The sequence below is a fragment of the Acidobacteriota bacterium genome (genome assembly GCA_030949985.1).
Taxonomy (GTDB): Bacteria; Acidobacteriota; Polarisedimenticolia; order J045; family J045; genus JALTMS01.
In genome coordinates this window covers 133731-150516 of sequence record JAUZRX010000017.1, presented here as the reverse complement: position 1 = coordinate 150516, position 16786 = coordinate 133731, and the positions used below count along the sequence as shown (strand labels likewise).

Annotated in this window: 18 protein-coding genes; 12 read left to right on the top strand and 6 right to left on the bottom strand. The window is 69.3% G+C overall.

The features are described 5' to 3' along the window. Positions 1–307 precede the first annotated feature (307 nt). Complete coding sequence (locus Q9Q40_04275) at positions 308–1408, top strand: hypothetical protein (GenBank protein ID MDQ7006426.1); 1101 nt, start codon at positions 308–310, stop codon at positions 1406–1408. Beyond that, positions 1405–3447 carry a VCBS repeat-containing protein gene (locus Q9Q40_04270; GenBank protein ID MDQ7006425.1) on the top strand — a complete coding sequence of 681 codons (2043 nt, stop codon included), beginning with the start codon at positions 1405–1407 and terminating at the stop codon, positions 3445–3447. Before Q9Q40_04275 ends, Q9Q40_04270 begins: the two co-directional genes overlap by 4 nt. Before the next feature lie 167 nt (positions 3448–3614). Here the strand turns inward: Q9Q40_04270 and Q9Q40_04265 are convergent, their stop codons facing one another. The 6 genes from Q9Q40_04265 to Q9Q40_04240 form a co-directional block, all read right to left on the bottom strand. Beyond that, entirely contained in the window at positions 3615–3833 is a 219-nt protein-coding gene (locus tag Q9Q40_04265; protein MDQ7006424.1) for a CopG family antitoxin, read from the bottom strand. After that, complete coding sequence (locus Q9Q40_04260) at positions 3830–4123, bottom strand: BrnT family toxin (protein MDQ7006423.1); 294 nt, start codon at positions 4121–4123, stop codon at positions 3830–3832. The genes Q9Q40_04265 and Q9Q40_04260 overlap by 4 nt, the downstream gene beginning before the upstream one ends. A gap of 263 nt (positions 4124–4386) precedes the next feature. Beyond that, positions 4387–5742, bottom strand: coding sequence for a S8 family serine peptidase (locus Q9Q40_04255; protein MDQ7006422.1), 1356 nt, complete (start codon positions 5740–5742; stop codon positions 4387–4389). Further along, the gene (locus Q9Q40_04250) at positions 5742–6074 is read right to left on the bottom strand and encodes a hypothetical protein (GenBank protein MDQ7006421.1); all 333 of its coding nucleotides are present in this window, start codon (positions 6072–6074) and stop codon (positions 5742–5744) included. The genes Q9Q40_04255 and Q9Q40_04250 overlap by 1 nt, the downstream gene beginning before the upstream one ends. Continuing rightward, complete coding sequence (locus Q9Q40_04245; GenBank protein MDQ7006420.1) at positions 6071–6394, bottom strand: hypothetical protein; 324 nt, start codon at positions 6392–6394, stop codon at positions 6071–6073. The genes Q9Q40_04250 and Q9Q40_04245 overlap by 4 nt, the downstream gene beginning before the upstream one ends. Further along, the gene (locus Q9Q40_04240) at positions 6391–6597 is read right to left on the bottom strand and encodes a hypothetical protein (protein MDQ7006419.1); all 207 of its coding nucleotides are present in this window, start codon (positions 6595–6597) and stop codon (positions 6391–6393) included. The genes Q9Q40_04245 and Q9Q40_04240 overlap by 4 nt, the downstream gene beginning before the upstream one ends. A gap of 226 nt (positions 6598–6823) precedes the next feature. On the opposite strand from Q9Q40_04240, the gene speD reads away from it, so the two are divergent. The 10 genes from speD to Q9Q40_04190 all read left to right on the top strand — a co-directional run bounded on the left by speD (position 6824) and on the right by Q9Q40_04190 (position 16769). Further along, complete coding sequence (gene speD / locus Q9Q40_04235; GenBank protein ID MDQ7006418.1) at positions 6824–7237, top strand: adenosylmethionine decarboxylase; 414 nt, start codon at positions 6824–6826, stop codon at positions 7235–7237. 42 nt (positions 7238–7279) lie between these two features. Further along, positions 7280–8224 (top strand): methyltransferase domain-containing protein, encoded by a 945-nt coding sequence (locus Q9Q40_04230; GenBank protein ID MDQ7006417.1) that lies wholly within the window; start codon positions 7280–7282, stop codon positions 8222–8224. 224 nt (positions 8225–8448) lie between these two features. Then, on the top strand, positions 8449–9435 hold the full coding sequence (locus Q9Q40_04225; GenBank protein ID MDQ7006416.1) for a MoxR family ATPase: 987 nt from the start codon (positions 8449–8451) through the stop codon (positions 9433–9435). Further along, the gene (locus Q9Q40_04220; protein ID MDQ7006415.1) at positions 9432–10343 is read left to right on the top strand and encodes a DUF58 domain-containing protein; all 912 of its coding nucleotides are present in this window, start codon (positions 9432–9434) and stop codon (positions 10341–10343) included. The genes Q9Q40_04225 and Q9Q40_04220 overlap by 4 nt, the downstream gene beginning before the upstream one ends. Continuing rightward, entirely contained in the window at positions 10340–11320 is a 981-nt protein-coding gene (locus tag Q9Q40_04215; protein ID MDQ7006414.1) for a hypothetical protein, read from the top strand. The genes Q9Q40_04220 and Q9Q40_04215 overlap by 4 nt, the downstream gene beginning before the upstream one ends. Beyond that, positions 11317–12306: a VWA domain-containing protein gene (locus tag Q9Q40_04210; GenBank protein MDQ7006413.1), complete on the top strand. Its 990-nt coding sequence runs from the start codon at positions 11317–11319 to the stop codon at positions 12304–12306. The genes Q9Q40_04215 and Q9Q40_04210 overlap by 4 nt, the downstream gene beginning before the upstream one ends. Further along, complete coding sequence (locus tag Q9Q40_04205) at positions 12303–13304, top strand: VWA domain-containing protein (GenBank protein ID MDQ7006412.1); 1002 nt, start codon at positions 12303–12305, stop codon at positions 13302–13304. Before Q9Q40_04210 ends, Q9Q40_04205 begins: the two co-directional genes overlap by 4 nt. Beyond that, the gene (locus Q9Q40_04200; protein ID MDQ7006411.1) at positions 13301–14194 is read left to right on the top strand and encodes a tetratricopeptide repeat protein; all 894 of its coding nucleotides are present in this window, start codon (positions 13301–13303) and stop codon (positions 14192–14194) included. The genes Q9Q40_04205 and Q9Q40_04200 overlap by 4 nt, the downstream gene beginning before the upstream one ends. Next, the gene (locus tag Q9Q40_04195; protein ID MDQ7006410.1) at positions 14191–15897 is read left to right on the top strand and encodes a BatD family protein; all 1707 of its coding nucleotides are present in this window, start codon (positions 14191–14193) and stop codon (positions 15895–15897) included. Before Q9Q40_04200 ends, Q9Q40_04195 begins: the two co-directional genes overlap by 4 nt. Then, positions 15894–16769, top strand: coding sequence for an SH3 domain-containing protein (locus Q9Q40_04190; protein ID MDQ7006409.1), 876 nt, complete (start codon positions 15894–15896; stop codon positions 16767–16769). The genes Q9Q40_04195 and Q9Q40_04190 overlap by 4 nt, the downstream gene beginning before the upstream one ends. Positions 16770–16786: the final 17 nt, after the last annotated feature.

The window sequence follows — 16786 nt, the reverse complement described above, 5'->3', positions numbered from 1 at the left end:
CCAGCGCCACCCGATGCGCGCTGGTGTGACAAGGAGGCATCTATGCTTGGAGTGAAACGCAGAGGGTCTACCCCCCCCCAAGGTCCGTTATTCGATTCTGCTCCTGATCTTCCTCGGCATCTTGCTCGTGCCTGAGTGCCTCGCCCAATGTCCCACCGACGAGCCTCTGACTCCGCCCGAAGCTGAGGGAGATCCGTACTACGTTCAGATCTGCGGTCTCGACCCGGGAGGCGGCGGTGATCCGATGCCCTGCCCTTCCCCCGGATCCGCCCCGGTACAGGTTGCCGACTCCGAGCGAGCCCAGGGCATGGTGCTGCGCGGAACCGTCCCCAGCGGATACGGCAACGCCCATGCCGTGTGGTGGATGGCAGAAACGGTGGACTCCTCGGGCTTCCTCCACACCCTCTGGACCCATCGCTCCACCGACGGCATTCCCAGCGGCGGCCTGGCTCCAGGTGATCACGTCGATTTCGGAGCCCCCGGCCTTCCCGAAAACAGCAGCGTGCGCTTCCGCGTCACCTTCGAGGACGCCTCCGGCCTCAAGCTCTGCTGGTCCGATCGCAGCATCGAATACAGCACCATCGCCTTCGACTCTGCCGGCGAGCCGACCCTCCCCAGTGACATCTATCTGAAGGTTCAGGACGACTACGACCGCCCCGAAACTCACGCGCTCGACGCCACGCCCCCTGGAGACGGTCTCGGGCCAGAGGCTGTCTGGACATCTCGCGGTATCGGCAGCAGCACGGCTCACGAAGTGCGCATTGCCGAGGACGGGAGCCACGCACTGGTTGCGCCTTCCACCTCCATACAGTACGAGACCACCAAGGAGCAGTTTCACCATTCGCTGGCCGAGTCCAAGCTCCGCGTGGATCTCGCCCGATCGAGCGGCGTGACCATCCCTTACAACCTCCAGATCCAGGCCCGGATCGGGGATGTCGACCCCTCGACTGGGGAGGCCCCCTCCTATGCCGTCAAGCTGCTCAAGGGCGTGCGCGACTGCGACAGGTCAGTCCTCGTTGCCTTCCGGCTTCCGGATGCATACGGTCAGGCAAGTTGCGATTCCAACGGTAACCCCCTGCCATCCACGGAGGGCGTCTTCTGCGAGGACCCGATTACCGGTGAGGAGCCGCCACTCGAGAACGAGGATCCGAACTACGCCGGACTGAGCCGCCCCGTGTGGCTGCGGATCGAGGTGGCAAACAGCCAGCCGCCCAGCAACGATCCAGTCGTGGAAGGCACAGTATTCTGGCAGGATTCCCAAGGCAACTGGAGATCATGCAGCGTACGGCGTCCTTTTGAGGGCGACCCCGGCAACATGAAGGGCATTCTCGGCAAGTGGGGCATGAGCTTTCACGACGTCTGGTACCGCCTCGACTGGTTCAAGGCCGGAGACGGAGCCCAACCATGAGTCTCCGTTCCATGGCAGCTCCCTCCGGGAGCGCTCTGCGCGTCAGCTTCACCATCGCCATTCTCGCGATGGTGGGGCTGACGCCCCCTTCGCTCAGCCAGACGGTCACGGTCGACCTTCAGACCGATGCCGATGCGGTCCGCATCGATGGTGAGGATCTCAGCGACAACCTCGCCTACCGCGCCGCAGCCTGCGACATCAACGGCGACGGCGTGGCGGACTTGGTGATCGGCGATCCGGAGGCCGACGGCTTTGGCAACTCGCGTAATGGCTGCGGAGAGGTCAGCGTCATCCTCGGCAGGAGGAGCGCATGGACCGGCCCGCTTTCCCTGGCCAGCGCACGTGCCATCCGCTTCGTCGGCCAACACTCCAGTGATCTGCTAGGTGACGCCGTCACCTGCGGCGACATCAACGGTGATGGTTTCGACGATATCGTCATGTGTGCCCCATGGGCGGACCGCGAGCGTCCCGGAGGCTGGACTTCCGGCCAGGCCCACGTGGTCTTCGGCAGTGCCGATCTCGCCGGCGAGATCGACCTCGAAGTGGACCCCGGCATGGTCATCAACGGTGAGTTCTACGGAGGAAAACTCTGCGAAAGCCCCGTCATTGCCGATGTCAATGGAGACGGCACCGACGACCTGATCCTCGACGACCACATGGCCTACGACAAGATTGACGCAACGCGCGCGGGTCGTGTCTACGTTCTTTTCGGACGGCAGAACTGGCCCCCGAGCATCGACCTCAGAAGCGGTAATGGCGCCGATGTCGTTATCTACAGTCGTCCGGGCGATAGCTTCTCTTCCGGCATGGGTGCGGGCGACGTCGATCGTGACGGCATTCCGGAATTGATCGTTTCTGCGCGATTCGGGGACGGTCCTGTCGATGCGCGCGAAGACTGCGGGGATATTCATCTGTTTCGGGGTCGACACACCTGGCCATTTGAAATCGACCTTGGCGTAGATACATCGGACCTCCTTCTCTACGGCCCTGACCCTGCAGATGCCTTCACCCGTCCCGAGCAACTCGCTGTCGCCGACCTTGACAGGGATGGAACATCTGAACTCATCGCCGGATCGAACAGCACGTGGGGACGCGACAACTCATCCAAGCTCGCGGGCGAGGCTCGCAGCGTCGAGATCGCAGTTCCCTGGCCTCCTGCGATAGATCTGCAGGGACCGGTTGAAGGGCTTCTTTTCGGAGCAAACATCCGCGACCGCGCCGCGACGGCCATTCGCGTTGGGGATACGAATGGTGATCGGTATCTCGATCTCGTGCTAGATGCCTCGGGGGCAGACGCAGGAAGTGACATCCGCACGGACTCCGGCCAGATCTCGGTCTTTCACGGCCCCGTCACGTATCCTCTGGACATCGATCTCGGCCAAGGGAGCGAAGACGTACTGATCATTGGTCCTCAGCCCGGAGAGTGGATATGGCCATCGGCTCTGGGCGACATCAATGGCGACGGGCTAGATGACATCATCGCCCACGGTGGTGGCGGCTACAGCGACGACATCTGGCCGAGGTTCTGGCTGATCAGTCCCTACGACGTAGACGGAGACGGCATCACCCAGCTTCCCGACAACTGTCCCCTGGTGGCCAACGCCGACCAGACCGACAGCGACGGCGACGGGCGCGGCGATGCCTGTCAGGTCGACTGGGACGGCGACGGAGTGACGGACGACGACGACTGCGCACCCGCCGACCCGGCGGGTGGCCCGCCGGGAGGCGTAGCGGGCCTCGCCTTCGAAGCCGGCAGCGAGTCGGTGATCACCTGGTCGCCGGCCGCGCTGGCCGACCGCTACGACGTCTCCCGAGGTGACCTGGCCTCCCTCGACGGCAGCGACTACGGTGCTTGCCGCAACGACGACGATCCGGACACGACCGATACCCGCTTCGAAGACGCTTCCACCCCCGCCGCAGGAGCGGGCTACTTCTACCTTGTCCGCTCTCGCAACGACCTCTGCGCGCTGGCTGGCTCCTGGGGCCATACCTCCGAAGGAGCCGAGCGCGCCAACTCCAACCCGGCCGCCTGCCCGTGACGACACGTTGGCGTCGCCAACCCGCGTTATTCATGAAGCTTCGAGGTGAAACGTCGCCGCAGGGGGTGACGGAGGCACGGAAGTCGCAGTGAGTCAACTCGGGCTGCTGATACTGCGCAAGAAGGAGGCGCATCGTCGTTCCGGCATGACTACAGGTTTCCGATCGGCTACGACGCCCACTTCAGATTCGGCTTTCTCTTCGAGGCGACGCAGTCACGCAGGTAGAGGTTGATCAGGTTCTGGTAGGGAATCCCGGTTTCTTCCGCGAGCTGCTTGAAGTAGTCGATCACGTCCACGCCAAGGCGGATCGTGACCTGCTTCTTGAGCCGCTTCGAGTAGGGATTCTTGCGCCCCTTCATCTTCGACAGATCGTACTCTTTTCTCATCGTCTGTCCCTTACATAGACGCCTCGCTCCTTTGCCGTAGCGCGACGTGCGGAAATGATGCGTATCTCACCGTCATTCTCACGAAAACAATGGCACACCAGGAGGACACGGAGACGATAGCTCCTGCCGATAAGAAGGAATCGCTCCTCGTCCCCGGAGTGATCCGGGTCGGAGAACTCCAGAGCGTTGTCGTCGAAAAAGACAGACTGTGCTTCCTCGAAGCTGACGCCGTGTTTTCTCTTGTTCTGGACGTTCTTTCGCTCGTCCCAAACGAAGGTCAGTCCGCACATGCTCATTCCGTAATTACACTGTAATTATACTGCGGGCGAAGTCAGCGTCAAGTTCCACGCCCTTCCAGGCCTCGAGCGCCTCGGCGTGAGATGGCGCGGTGATCGATTCCTTCCGGTGGATACCGGGGCGGGGACGCACCGGCGGGAGGGGGACGGTGGTGCAGTCCCGCGTGGGAGGACGACGCGCAGGTCAGTGGCGTGGCCTCGGCGTGGACGGCGCCCGTGGGCCGGCTTCAGGGCGCCTCGTCGCCGCAGGCGTTGACTCAGGCGTAGAGGTAGTAGTGGGCCTGCCCGTCGCCCAGGGCGCCGGCGTCGGTCCACTGCTCGCCGGGGCGGGCGGCATCCTCGTCGGTGACCGCATCCTGGTAGGGGGGTGGCGAGGCGTTCATGAAGTCGGGACTCTCGCCCCGGTAGACCACGTAGTGATCCGCGCCCCGGTCGGCCCACGACGCCAGCAGCTCGCCGCCGCTCTTCTCGTGGCTGACGCTGTTGCCCACGCCGTCGGGGAGTGGCGCATCGCAGCCCGTGGGCGAGGCCGGTGAGACCACCACCAGGGCGTAATCCTGGGGATGGGCAGCCACGTCGCCGCGGGCATGGGCCACCACGCGAATCGTCGCCGTCTGGGCGGCGAGGAACCGGAGGTAAACCGCTTCCTTGTCGTTCAGCCGATCGCGCGCGGTAGCGGTGGTGGTGGTCCAGCCCCCACTGAAGCCCTGGTTGCCGGCATAGAGGCTGCCGTCGGCCAGCTCCACCTCGAGATCCAGGGCGTTGACCTGTGCCTTGCCCGCAAAAGAAGACCCCGGTGCATCGGTCCACACCAGCATCACCCGCAGGTCGCCGGCCCGGGGCAGGTCGAGCTGGAAACTGCCCACCGCCCCCGGAGTCGCCGGCCCCGTGCTCATGTCTCGGTCGTCGAGCACCGTCAGCCGCGTCGCGGCATCCTCCCCCTCGAACCCCAGAGCGTCGTCGAGGGTCAGCCGGCCGAAGCCCTGGTTGTTGTTGGGCCGCGAGCCACCGCCCCCCGAGCCGGTCATCTCCCGCGCCGAGATCAACAGCGTGGCCTTGACCAGCGCCGCGCCGGGCTCGAAGCCGTCGGCGACCGTCTCCGCCCCCGTGGGGTAAAAGCCCCGGACGAAATACTCCCGGGCCAGCGCCGCTGTCCCGGCCACCGCGGGGGTGGCCATGGAGGTGCCCCACTTGGAGGTCCAGCCACAGGAGGTGCCACTGCGGGCCGAGGAGACCCCTGCCGCCGGAGCGGTCAGGTCGGGCAGCATCCGGCCATCGCCGGCGGGCCCTCGACTCGAGGCGGAGTACAGGCTCTCCCGGGACGAGCCGTTGCCCGAGGCCCCCACGGTCACCGAGTTCTTGGCGTTGGAGTAGATGCCCAAGGTGCCCTCACCGGGCCCCTCGTTGCCGGCGGCGTAGAGGATCAGGAAGTCCTGGTTGTCCCACATGAACGAGTCGATGGCCTGGCTGTCGCCGCCGTAGAGGTTGAAGCCGCCGCCCCAGGAGTTGGTGTGCACCCGCGCCCCCCGGCTGCGGGCGTCGCTCCAGGCTTCCGAAAGTGGGTTGGGCGGATAGACGTTGACGCAGTCGCCGCTCTTGCCGATGTCCTGCATCAGCAGGCCCGCGTCCGAGGCGAGCCGGCGAACCCGTCGCGATCGCCCCCATTCTCGCAGGCCGCGGAGCCGGAGACGTGGGTGCCGTGGTCCCCGGAGCCATCCGCCCCCAGGGTGCCACCGACCCAGGCCCGACTGTCCGGCACCTTCCCCACCCCGGAAAAGCAGTAATGGGCCGTGTCCAGGCCCGAGCCCATCACCGCCACCACCTGGCCGCCGCCGACGATCCCCCGGTCGTGGAGCGAGTCCGCCCCCGGCGTGCCCGACTGGCAGATACCCCGGGAGGAGTTGTTCAGCAGGCGGGGCTGGAAACTCGGCTCGACGAAGATCACCTCCGGCGCCCGCAGCAGGGCCAGCGCCTGGGCCGAGGCGTCGACGCGCAGGCGCAGACGCCCGCAGCCGGCAGCACCGGCAGGGGCAGGGCCCGGGAGAGCTTGTAGAAGGGGTGGGAGGGGCCGACCCACCTGACAGCAGGCTCGGCTGCCAGACCCCCGACGGCGGCTGCGTCCACCCTGGCCCGCGCTGCCGCGTCGGGAACGTGGCCCAGCCACTTTCCGCCGTGACGGCGGAGGATCTCCCGCACACGGACCGGGGCCGTGCCGGAGTCGAAGGCCACCAGCAGCAGCCCTCCCCCGCCCGGCGCCGCCCTCAACGACGGCTGAGTCCTCCCCCGGAGGGGATCACCCGGACCACCGGCCAGAGCCCTAAAGACCGCAGCATGCAAAGCGATGCGCCCGCCGGAGGCGGATCGACCCGCAGCATCCAGCAGCACGGGGCGCAGCGCGGGCCCGGCGGCGGCGAGAAGAGGACGACCATCACGGCCACCAGCGAGACGATGCGGATTCTCCGTTCCAAACCACTACCTCCCGGCCCGGAACTCTCTCCGGGCGCCCGGCCCATCTACCGCCAACGACCGCGAGAGTCTCTTTTTCGGCAAGGACTTGCGGCCCTCGCGGTGTTCCCCTATAAAGAGCCGCTGCCTGTCGCTGCTCTTTCCAGCCGCCGGGGCTGCCCTGCTGTCGGCCGCCTCGACTTTCTCCCGGGAGCGCCCCGCGGCCGCTGTCCCGGAGGGAATCCAACGTTGGCTTCCATCGGTTCACACTGCGTCTTGGAGATGTACGACTGCCCGGAGGGGCTGCTCAACGACCCCGCCTTCGTTCGCGAGGCGGTGCGTCAGGCCGCTGTGGCGGCCCGCTCCACCCTGCTCGAAGAAGTGCAGCACGTCTTCGACCCCCAGGGGGTTACCGCCCTGGCCTTGCTCGCCGAGTCCCATATTTCGGTCCACACGTGGCCCGAAACGGGCTACGCCGCGGCGGATGTCTTCACTTGCGGCGAGCACACCGAACCCCGCCGCGCCTGTGAATTCCTGGTCCGCAAACTCCAGGCCCGCCGTTTTTCGTTGCGGGAGATCCGTCGCGGTGCGGGAGCGGGGGATGTCCGTCCCGCAACCGAGCTACCGCCGGCGACCGACGATGCCGCGGAAATGACGGCCTGATCGGCTCGCTGCCCATTGCCCCCACCCGAGGGAGGTCATCCCATGCCCGGTGCCGAGCTTCGCGCTGACCTGTGGGTCAGCGAGTACATCACGCCTTGGGACGTCTACCAGCACGGTATCGTTCGCATCCTGGCCCATGCCCGCACGGCCTTCCAGGAAATGTCCATCGTCGAAACCGGCGCCTACGGCAAGGCCCTGGTACTCGACGGCAAGTGGCAGTCCTGCACGGGGGACGAGTTCCTCTACCACGAAGCCCTGGTCCAGCCGGCGATGATCGCCCTGGGCGCGGCACGCCGGGTACTGGTGCTCGGCGGCGGTGAAGGCGCCACGGTGCGCGAGGTGCTGCGCTGGAGGAGCGTCGAGCGGGTGACGATGATCGACATCGACGGCGAGGTGGTGGAGGCCTGCCGTGAGCACCTGCCGGAGATGCACCAGGGCGCCTTCGACGACCCGCGCACCGAACTGATCATCGGTGACGCTCTCGAGTACCTGGACAACACCGACCAGCGCTTCGACCTGGTCATCTCGGATCTCTCCGATCCGATCGAGGAGGGCCCCTCCTACCCCCTGTTCACCCGGGAATATTTCGAGAAGGCCCGCCGGGTGCTCCGTGACGACGGCGTCCTGGTGGTCCAGGCCGGCCCCGTCTCGCCCGCGGAACTGGGGCTCCACGCCCGCCTGGCCCGCACCCTGCTCTCGGTCTTCACCAACGTACGCTCCTACGCTTCTCACGTGCCCACCTACGCCTCCCCCTGGGGCTTTCTGATCTGCCGGGACGCGGCTCTCGATCTGCGTCCCGAGCCGGAGGCCACCGACGCCCTGCTCGCCGCGGGCACCACCGGAGGCTTGCGGCTGATCGACGGCATCACCCTGCTGGGCATGCTGCAAACCCCGGCCTACGTCCGCCGCGCCATCGCCGAAGAGACCCGGATCTACACCCTCGACGAGCCCCCCCGCTTCTTCGGCACCGGCCAGGGCGACCGATAGCTCCCGCCGCTCACTCAGCGCGAACGCCGCCCCTCGAAAGGAAAGCTCCGGGCCGCTCGCGAGAGCATCGCCCGCTCCCTGCTCCCCCGGGAGGGGGCGAGTCCTCCCCCGTCTGCCGCGACTTTGCCCCCCGAAGCTTTGCCCCCCGAAGCGTTGCCGAATACCCTACTTTCTCCTGTCACAGGTCCGCCCCGGGGCCCCGGGGACGAGACGAGGAGAGCGCCATGGACGAGAGGATCCGCCGACTCGGGGAAGAGGTGCTCCGCGAGCAGGCACCGATTCGGCAACTGACCGAAGAGGTGGGACGAGTGATCGTCGGCCAGCAGGACCTGATCGAGAAAGTGGTCATCGGGCTGCTCTGCCACGGTCACGTGTTGCTCGAGGGCGTGCCCGGCCTGGCCAAGACCCTGCTGGTCAGCACCCTGGCATCCTGTTTCGACGCCAGTTTCCGCCGCATCCAGTTCACCCCCGACCTGCTGCCCGCCGACCTGGTGGGGACCCTGGTCTACGACCCGCGGGACAACACCTTCCAGCCCCACAAGGGCCCCATCTTCGCCAACGTGATCCTGGCCGACGAAATCAATCGCGCCCCGGCCAAGGTCCAGTCGGCCCTGCTCGAAGCGATGCAGGAACGGCAGGTCACCATCGGCGAGACCACCTTCCCCCTGCCCTCCCCCTTCCTGGTGCTGGCCACCCAGAACCCCCTCGAGCAGGAGGGCACCTACCCCCTGCCGGAGGCCCAGGTCGACCGTTTCCTGATGAAACTGCTGGTGGAGTACCCCGAACGGGACGAGGAAAAGCTGATCGTCCGCCGCATGGCCACATCGGCCCCCCCGACGGTGCGGGCGGTGCTCGGCCCCGAGGATGTGGCGCGAATCCGCGAGCTGGTAGGGCGGATCCATCTCGACGAGCGGGTGGAGGACTACATCATCGACCTGGTGCGGGCGACCCGCAGTCCGGAAGCCCACGGGGTCGACGCCCGCGGGCTGATCCACATCGGCGCCTCACCCCGGGCATCGCTGGCCCTGGCCCAGACCTCCCGGGCCCATGCCTTCCTGCGCGGCCGGGGTTTCGTCACTCCCGAGGACGTCAAGGCCATCGGCTACGACGTACTGCGGCACCGCCTGATTCCCAGTTTCGAAGCCGAGGCCGAGGAGATCAGCGCCGACGAGCTGGTCCAGCGCGTCTTCGACGCCATCGAAGTACCGTGAGCCGAAGCCTGCCTGCCGCCGACAGCGAGGTGATGCGCCGCGTGCGCCGGATCGAGATCCGCACCCGGCGCATCGTCACCGAGACCCTCTCGGGCAGCTACCACAGCGCCTTCCGCGGCCGGGGCATGGAATTCGCCGAGGTGCGGGAGTACCTGCCCGGCGACGATGTGCGCACCATCGACTGGAACGTCACCGCCCGCTCCTCCCGCCCCGACCAACCCCTCTACGTCAAAGTCTTCACCGAAGAGCGGGAGCTGACGGTGATCCTGCTGGCCGACGTCTCGGGCTCCACCGGCTTTGGCTCGGGGCGCCGGCTCAAGCGGGAGATCATCGCCGAAATCTCCGCCCTGCTGGCCTTCGCCGCGATCCGCAACCGCGACCGGGTGGGCCTGGTGCGCTTCAGCGACCGCATCGAACAGTACTTGCCCCCCCGCAGCGGCACGACTCACGTGCTGCGGGTGGTGCGGGAAATCCTCACCTCGCCTGGGCGCACCGGCGGGACAGACCTGGCGGGAGCCCTGGGGTTCCTGCTCAAGGTGCAACGCAAGCCGGCGGTGGTCTTCCTCGTCTCCGACCTGATCGCGGGCCACTTCGATCGCCCCCTGGCCATCGCCGCCCGCCGCCACGACCTGGTAGCCTTCGAGGTCTTCGACCCCCGGGAGCGGGTCCTGCCCGCGGTGGGGCCGGTGCTGGTGGAGGATGCCGAGCGGGGAGAACGGCGGCTGGTGGACACCGCTTCGGCCGCCGTGCGCCGGCATTACGAGCAGGCCGTGCAGCAGAAGCTGGCCCGGGTGCACGAGAGCTTCGCCCGCTGCGGAGTGGACCGGGTGGAGATCGACGCCACCCGCGCCTACGACCGCCCCCTGCTGAGGTACTTCCATGCCCGGGCTGCGAGGGTGCGCCGATGAGGCGGCGCCGGCTGCTGGCCCTGCTGGCTGTCCTGCTCTTCCTGGCCCCGGGCACCGCCCAGCCGGACCCGCCGGCGCCGCCCCCCCCCGTCGTCACCCTCGAACCGGTCTTCGTCCTCGGCCCCCAGGGCCCCCAACCCTGGACCGGGAGCCAGCCCCCGCGGCCGGGCCAGATCGTGGGCCTGGCCCTCACCTGGCCCCCGGGCGCCCGCCCCGACGACCCGCGACTGGCCGCACCGAAAGCGGCAGTGGAAGGCGGGCAGGTGCGGCCCCGCCGGCTGGTACCCCGCGATTCCCGGGCCGGGGGCCGGGACGTGCTGGAAGTGCTGCTGACCGCCATCGGCCCGCTACAGGTCCCGTCCCTCGAAATCCTCACCGCCGGAGGGACCCTCGCCGGGCGCACCGCGCCCCTGGAACTGGTCACCGAGTCCCTGCCCGGTGCCGGTGGCCGGCAGCCCGCGCCGCCCAGGGGCCCGCGGTGGATCGGTCTCGACATCCCCGGCCTGCTTGCCATGGCGGCCCTCGCCGGCCTGCTGATCGCCGGGGCGGTGTGGTGGCTCCGGCGCCTCCGGCCCCGCAGCCGGCCGACACCCGCTCCCGGCCCTCCTCCTCCACCACCGGAAACCGTGGCCCTCGACGCCCTCGAGGCCCTGCTCGGTGAGGGCCTGCTCGAACGCGGCCACCTCAAGACCTTCAGCGCGCGCCTGGCGGAGATCGGCAAGGGCTACATCGGTACCCGCGCCGGTGTCAGCCTGCTCGAGAAGACCACCGCCGAGTGCCGCCCGCTGCTCGCGGCCACCGGTTTTTCCCCGAGCCGGAGCGACTGGCTGGTCCATTGGCTGGGCGAGCTGGACATGGTGAAGTTCGCCGGGGACCGACCCGCCGCGGACGTGCTGCGGGAAAAAGCCGAAGCCCTGCGTGCCGTCATCGTCGAAACATCGCGCGCGCGCCGGGACGACGAGGAGGGGACGGCATGATCCGCCTCCACGACCCCTGGGCGCTGGCCCTGCTGCTGGCCCTGCTGCCCCTCTTCTGGCTCTGGTGGCGCCAATCTCGTCGCCCGCCGGCCCTGCTCCACGCCGACCTCGCCCCCCTCGAGGGCGCCCCCGGAAGCTGGCGCATCCGCCTGCGTCACCTGCCCCGGGTGCTACGGGTACTGTTCCTCGTGCTCGCCGCGGTGGCCCTGGCCCGGCCTCAGTACGGCGTGCGCAATGAAGAGGTCACGACCCACGGGGTGGACATCGTCATCGTCCTCGACCGCTCGGGAAGCATGCGGGCCCTCGATCTCTCCCCCGACCGCCTGACCGTCGCCCGTCGCACGATCCGCCACTTCGTCCTCGGTCGTCCCACCGACCGGCTGGGGCTGATCCCCTTCGCCCGGGAGGCCTACACCGCCTGTCCGCTGACCCTCGACCACCAGGCCCTGCTGGCCCTGCTCGAGGCGGTGGACTTCGCCACCCCCGACGAGGACGGCACCGCCATCGGCCTCGGCCTGGCGGCCGGCATCGCCCGGCTCCAGGCCTCCGACGCCCGCAGCCGGGTGATCATCCTGGTCACCGACGGCGTGAACAATGCCGGCGCCATCGCCCCTATGACCGCCGCCGAACTGGCTCGCAAAAAAGGTCTGCGGATCTACACCATCGGCATCGGCACCCACGGCGTGGCCCGGCTGCCGGTACAGGGGCCGTCGGGGCGCTGGCGGGTGATCCCCGTACCGGTGGAGATCGACGAGCAAACCCTGACCCGCATCGCGGAAACCACCGGCGGACGCTATTTCCGTGCCGACGAGGACGGCAAGCTCGAGCAGATCTTCGAGATCATCGACGGCCTGGAGAAAAGCGAAATCCGCAGCCGGATCCACGTGGCCTGGTCCGACCGCTTCGAGCCCTGGCTGCTGGCGGCGGGGCTGCTGCTGCTGCTCGAGATCTTCTGCGCCCGCTTCGTCTTCGGGAGGCTGCCATGAGCTTCGGGGCTCCCCAGTGGCTGTGGGGCCTGCTCACTCTCCCCGCCCTGGCCGCGGGACTGTGGCTGCTGGCCCGCTCCCGCCGACAGCGCCTCGAACGCTGGGCGGCTCCGGGCTCCCTGGGCCGCATCGACCTGACCCGGCCCTCGTCCCGCCCCCTGTGGCGCAACCTGCTGGTGCTGCTGGCCGCGGCCCTGACGCTGGTAGCCCTGGCCCGCCCCCGCTGGGGCGAGAGCGAGGAGGAGATCCACGCCCGGGGCCTGGACCTGATCATCGCCCTGGACCTCTCCCGCTCCATGTTGGCCGAGGACGTGGCCCCCAGCCGCCTGATGATCGCCCGCTCCATGGCCCGGGAACTGGGCCGCCGGCTTCCCTCCGACCGGGTGGGGCTGCTGGGCTTCGCCGGCCAGGCGGGGCTGCTCTGCCCGATGACCCTCGATCGGGGCTCCCTCGAACTCTACCTGGCCGCGGCGGATCCCACGATCTTCCCCGACCAGGGCACCGACCTGGGCCGGGCGATCGAACTGGCCGTGGATGCCTTCCGCCAGCGGGCCCGGGCCAGGCGGGTGCTGGTGGTGATCTCCGACGGCGAGGACCTCGAGGCGGGGGCCATGGCGGCGGTGGCCACGGCGGTGGAATCGGGAGTGCGGATCTACACCATCGGCGTGGGCACGCCCCAGGGCGCGCCGATCCCCGAGCGGGACGCCGACGGCCGGGTGACAGGCTACATCCGCGACCGCTCGGGCCAGGTGGTCACCAGCCGCCTGGACGAACGCGTTCTGGCGGCGGTGGCGGAGGCCGGCGGCGGGGCCTACGTGCGGGCCACGGGATTCGACGCCGGAGTCGAGCAGGTGGTGGAAGCACTTTCGAAGATGGAGCGCAGCGAATGGGCGGATACTCTCTTCGTGCGCCACGCCGAGCAGTACCGTTGGCCGCTGGGAGCGGTGTTCCTGCTGGTCCTGCTCGAGGCCGGATGGCTGGACAGGAGGAAGACATGAAACAGACCCTCCGGGTCCTCGTCGTGTCTCTGGCCGTGCCGGCCGCCGCCGGCACGGTCCAGGCTTTCGATCCCGCCCAGACTCTCTACCGGGAAAACCGGGCCGGCATCGCCGCCCTCGAAAAGGACGACCCCGCCGCGGCCCTCGAGCACTTCACCGAGGCCCAGGCCCACGCGCCGGACGATCCGCGGGTGCTCTACAACCTGGGACTCGCCCTGGCCCGGGCCGGCAAACTGGAGGAGGCCGACCGGGCCTGGAAGCGGGCCGCCCAACTCGCCCGGGGCGAGCTTGCCCGGGATGCCTGGTACAACCGGGGGGTGGCGGCGCTGGCGGACAAGAACACCGCCGCGGCCGTGGACTCCTTCGCCCGGGCGCTGATGATCGATCCGACCGACGAAGAGGCACGGCGCAACCTGGAACTGGCCCTCCAGGCGGCCCAGCCCCAGGCCTCCCAGGGCGGGTCCCAGGAGCAGCCACGGGACCAGCCGCAAAAACAGCAGGGCTCACAGCAGGGCTCTTCGGGCGGCAAGGACTCGAAGCCGAGCAGCGAGCCCCGGAACCGACAAGACCAGGGGCAGCGGGACGGACGGCAGGGCGACCAGGAACACGACAGCCGCTCCGGCCGGCAGCCGGAGGCCCCGAGCCCCGGTGACGACCGGCGGCAGGCCCCGACCCCACCGCAGGAAGATCGGCCCGGCCCGGCCGATGGCCGGAGCCAGGCCGGCGACCGGCCCGCGGAGGGAGCCGGGGCGGATGCCGAGCGCCGGGATGAGGACGAACTGGCCGCTCGCCTGCTGAAGATGCTCGAGCAGAACGAGAAGAGCGCCCTGCGCCGAGCGCTCAGGCGCCAGCGAAGGGGCCCCCACGAAAAACGGGAGAAGGACTGGTGAAGGGCCGCGGGTGGATCGTCGCCCTCCTGCTCGGGGCGGGCCTGCCGGCCGCCGTGCCGGCGGTGGAAATCGACGTCCAGGTCGAGCCCCGCACCGTGCGGGTCGGCGAGGGCGTGCGGGTGCAGATCGAGGTCAGCGGCCCCGAGGCTTCCCGGACGGAAATCGGCTCCCCTCCCAAGGGCCGGCGCCTGGTGCCCGCCGGCGGCGTCAGGACTTCCCAGTCCTTCTCGTGGATCAACGGCAAGTCCAGCGCTTCGAAAACCTTCACCATCGAATACCTGGCCATCGAGCAGGGGGAGGGGCGGATTCCATCCTTCACGCTGCAAATCGGGGACGAGGCCCGCAAGACCGCCGCCGTGCCGATCAAGATTCTCCCCCAGTCGGCCGACGACCCCTCGGCCCCTGACAGTGAAATCTCCATCACCCCCCGCCTCGACCGCAAGAAGGTCTACGTGGGCCAGACCGTCACCCTGGATTACGTCCTGCGCACCCGTGTCAAGGTGCAGGGTTTCGATCCCGATCGCCTCGAACCCATCGCCGGCTTCATCATCGACGACGAGAAGATCGACCCCAACGCCACCGCCAGGGTCAGCCAGGACCGGCGAGGGCGGCAGTGGACCGAGTACGTGCTCTTCCGCCGACACCTGACCCCCACCCGTACCGGCGAGGTGGAGATTCCCGCCGTGCCCTTCGCCTTCGGGGTGCCCCGACGCAACCGGGACCGGCTGGGCTTCTTCTTCGAACAAAGGATCGACCGGGTCGCTCGTGTGGCCCCCGCCCTCAAGTTGCACGTGCGTCCCCTGCCCGAGAAGGACCGGCCGACGGACTTCACCGGCGGCGTCGGCCACTACCGGCTCGAGGCCGAGGTGAGTCCCGGCCGCGTGCGCGCCGGCGAGGCTTTCAACGTCGTGGCGCGGATCACGGGCGACGGCCCCCTGGGGGCCATGGCCGCCCCCCTGCTCGACCTGCCCCAGGACGTGCAGGGCTTCGAACCCCTGGAGGAGGAAATACCCACGGGCGGACGCCGTTTCGTCTTCCCCCTGGTGGCCCGGGCACCGGGGACGATCCGCCTGGACGGGGTCCATTTCAGCTACTTCGATCCGGATGCCGAAACCTACCGATCCCTTGCCTCCGGTCCCCTCGAAATCGAGGTCCTGCCCGCGGCAAGCCACGGAGCCGAAGCCGGGACAGGCGCTCCTCTGCCCGTGCGGCCGCAGGGTAGCGACCTGCGCTTCCTGCATCCCACACCCCGTGCGTTGCGCTCGAGGGCCACCGGGCTGTGGGATGCGGCGGCGGCCTGGATCGCGGCCCTGGCTCCGCCCCTGGGGCTGGGCCTGCTGGCCCTGGCCCAGGCTCTCACCCGGCGCATCGCCCTTTCGCCCGCCGGCCGGCGCCGGCGCTGGCGGCGGCGCATCGATGGCCACCTGGCACGGGCCCGCAAGGCGGCCTCCGGAGAAGAAGCCGCCAAGGAGTTGATCCTCGCCCTGCACACCCTGATCGACCACCTGGCCGGTGCCAGGCTCAGCGCTCTCGACCCGCCGCGCCTGCGACGACGACTGGCGGAGGCCTGCGGCGACCGGGAACTGGCCGCCCGTATCGTCTCCCTGGTCGACCGGGCCGAGGCCGTGCGCTACGGAGGCGGCAGTGCCGACACGGCACTGATCGATGCGGTGGCCGCCGTGGTGAGGGAGGCGACACGATGAAGAGGATGCCCGCCATGCTCGCGGTCCTGCTGGCGCTGAGCACCCTGGGCCCGTCCCGGGCCGCCACGCCCGAAGCCCTCTTCGCCCGGGCCGCCGAAGCCTACGAGAGCGGCGACTACGCCCGCGCGGAGAGCCTCTGGCAGCAGGTGGCCGACGGAGGGGTGATCCACGAGTCGGTGTACTACAACCTGGGCTGCGCCCAGGCCCGTGCCGGCCGCCTGGGCCCTGCCGCCCTTTCCTTCCGCCGGGCCCTGTGGCTCGCTCCCCGGGACGAGGACGCCCGGGCCAACCTGCAGTGGGTCACCGCACGGCTGACCGACGCTCCCCCGGACGAGGGCTTCCGGTGGCGGTGGGCACTGGCCCGGGCCACCGCCCTGGTGCCGGCCCGGGGGGGATTGATCGTCGGCCTGGCCATGGAGTGGCTGGCCGCCGGCCTGCTGGCCCTCGGCCTGCTGGCAGGCCGTCCCCGGCTCCGCCGGCCGGCCCTCGCCCTGGCGGTGGTCGCCGCACTGCTGCTGACGCCCGTGGTGATCCGGCTCGGCATACGACAATCCGAGCGGGGGGCGGTGATCCTCGCCGAGCGCGTGGAGGTCCGCTCGGGCCCGGGCGCGGCCAACCCGGTACTCTTCACGGTGCACGAGGGCTTCCCCGCCCGCATCGGGGAGCGCCGGGAAGGCTGGGTGCGGATCCGGGCCGCCGGGGGCCTGGCCGGCTGGGTGCCCGAAGGGAGCCTCGCCACCGTCCGCCCCGCCGCCGCGACCGATCGCCCCATTCCTGGCGACCGTCCGTCCCCGACACGAGGCGGGTCGGCCGCCCGAAACCATGCCCCGCGCTATGCTCAGGGGCTGAGAAATCCGAAACCGGGCGCTTGATCCAAGCGCCCCCTGGC

What these genes read in the sequence shown, in the direction of transcription:
- Q9Q40_04205 (MDQ7006412.1), top strand. Translation starts at nt 12,303, where the DNA reads ATGAGCTTCGGGGCTCCCCAGTGGCTGTGGGGCCTGCTCACTCTCCCC.
- Q9Q40_04275 (MDQ7006426.1), top strand. Translation starts at nt 308, where the DNA reads ATGGTGCTGCGCGGAACCGTCCCCAGCGGATACGGCAACGCCCATGCC.
- Q9Q40_04200 (MDQ7006411.1), top strand. Translation starts at nt 13,301, where the DNA reads ATGAAACAGACCCTCCGGGTCCTCGTCGTGTCTCTGGCCGTGCCGGCC.
- Q9Q40_04190 (MDQ7006409.1), top strand. Translation starts at nt 15,894, where the DNA reads ATGAAGAGGATGCCCGCCATGCTCGCGGTCCTGCTGGCGCTGAGCACC.
- Q9Q40_04270 (MDQ7006425.1), top strand. Translation starts at nt 1,405, where the DNA reads ATGAGTCTCCGTTCCATGGCAGCTCCCTCCGGGAGCGCTCTGCGCGTC.
- Q9Q40_04260 (MDQ7006423.1), bottom strand. Translation starts at nt 4,123, where the DNA reads ATGTGCGGACTGACCTTCGTTTGGGACGAGCGAAAGAACGTCCAGAAC.
- Q9Q40_04230 (MDQ7006417.1), top strand. Translation starts at nt 7,280, where the DNA reads ATGCCCGGTGCCGAGCTTCGCGCTGACCTGTGGGTCAGCGAGTACATC.
- Q9Q40_04265 (MDQ7006424.1), bottom strand. Translation starts at nt 3,833, where the DNA reads ATGAGAAAAGAGTACGATCTGTCGAAGATGAAGGGGCGCAAGAATCCC.
- Q9Q40_04215 (MDQ7006414.1), top strand. Translation starts at nt 10,340, where the DNA reads ATGAGGCGGCGCCGGCTGCTGGCCCTGCTGGCTGTCCTGCTCTTCCTG.
- Q9Q40_04210 (MDQ7006413.1), top strand. Translation starts at nt 11,317, where the DNA reads ATGATCCGCCTCCACGACCCCTGGGCGCTGGCCCTGCTGCTGGCCCTG.
- Q9Q40_04225 (MDQ7006416.1), top strand. Translation starts at nt 8,449, where the DNA reads ATGGACGAGAGGATCCGCCGACTCGGGGAAGAGGTGCTCCGCGAGCAG.
- Q9Q40_04255 (MDQ7006422.1), bottom strand. Translation starts at nt 5,742, where the DNA reads ATGCAGGACATCGGCAAGAGCGGCGACTGCGTCAACGTCTATCCGCCC.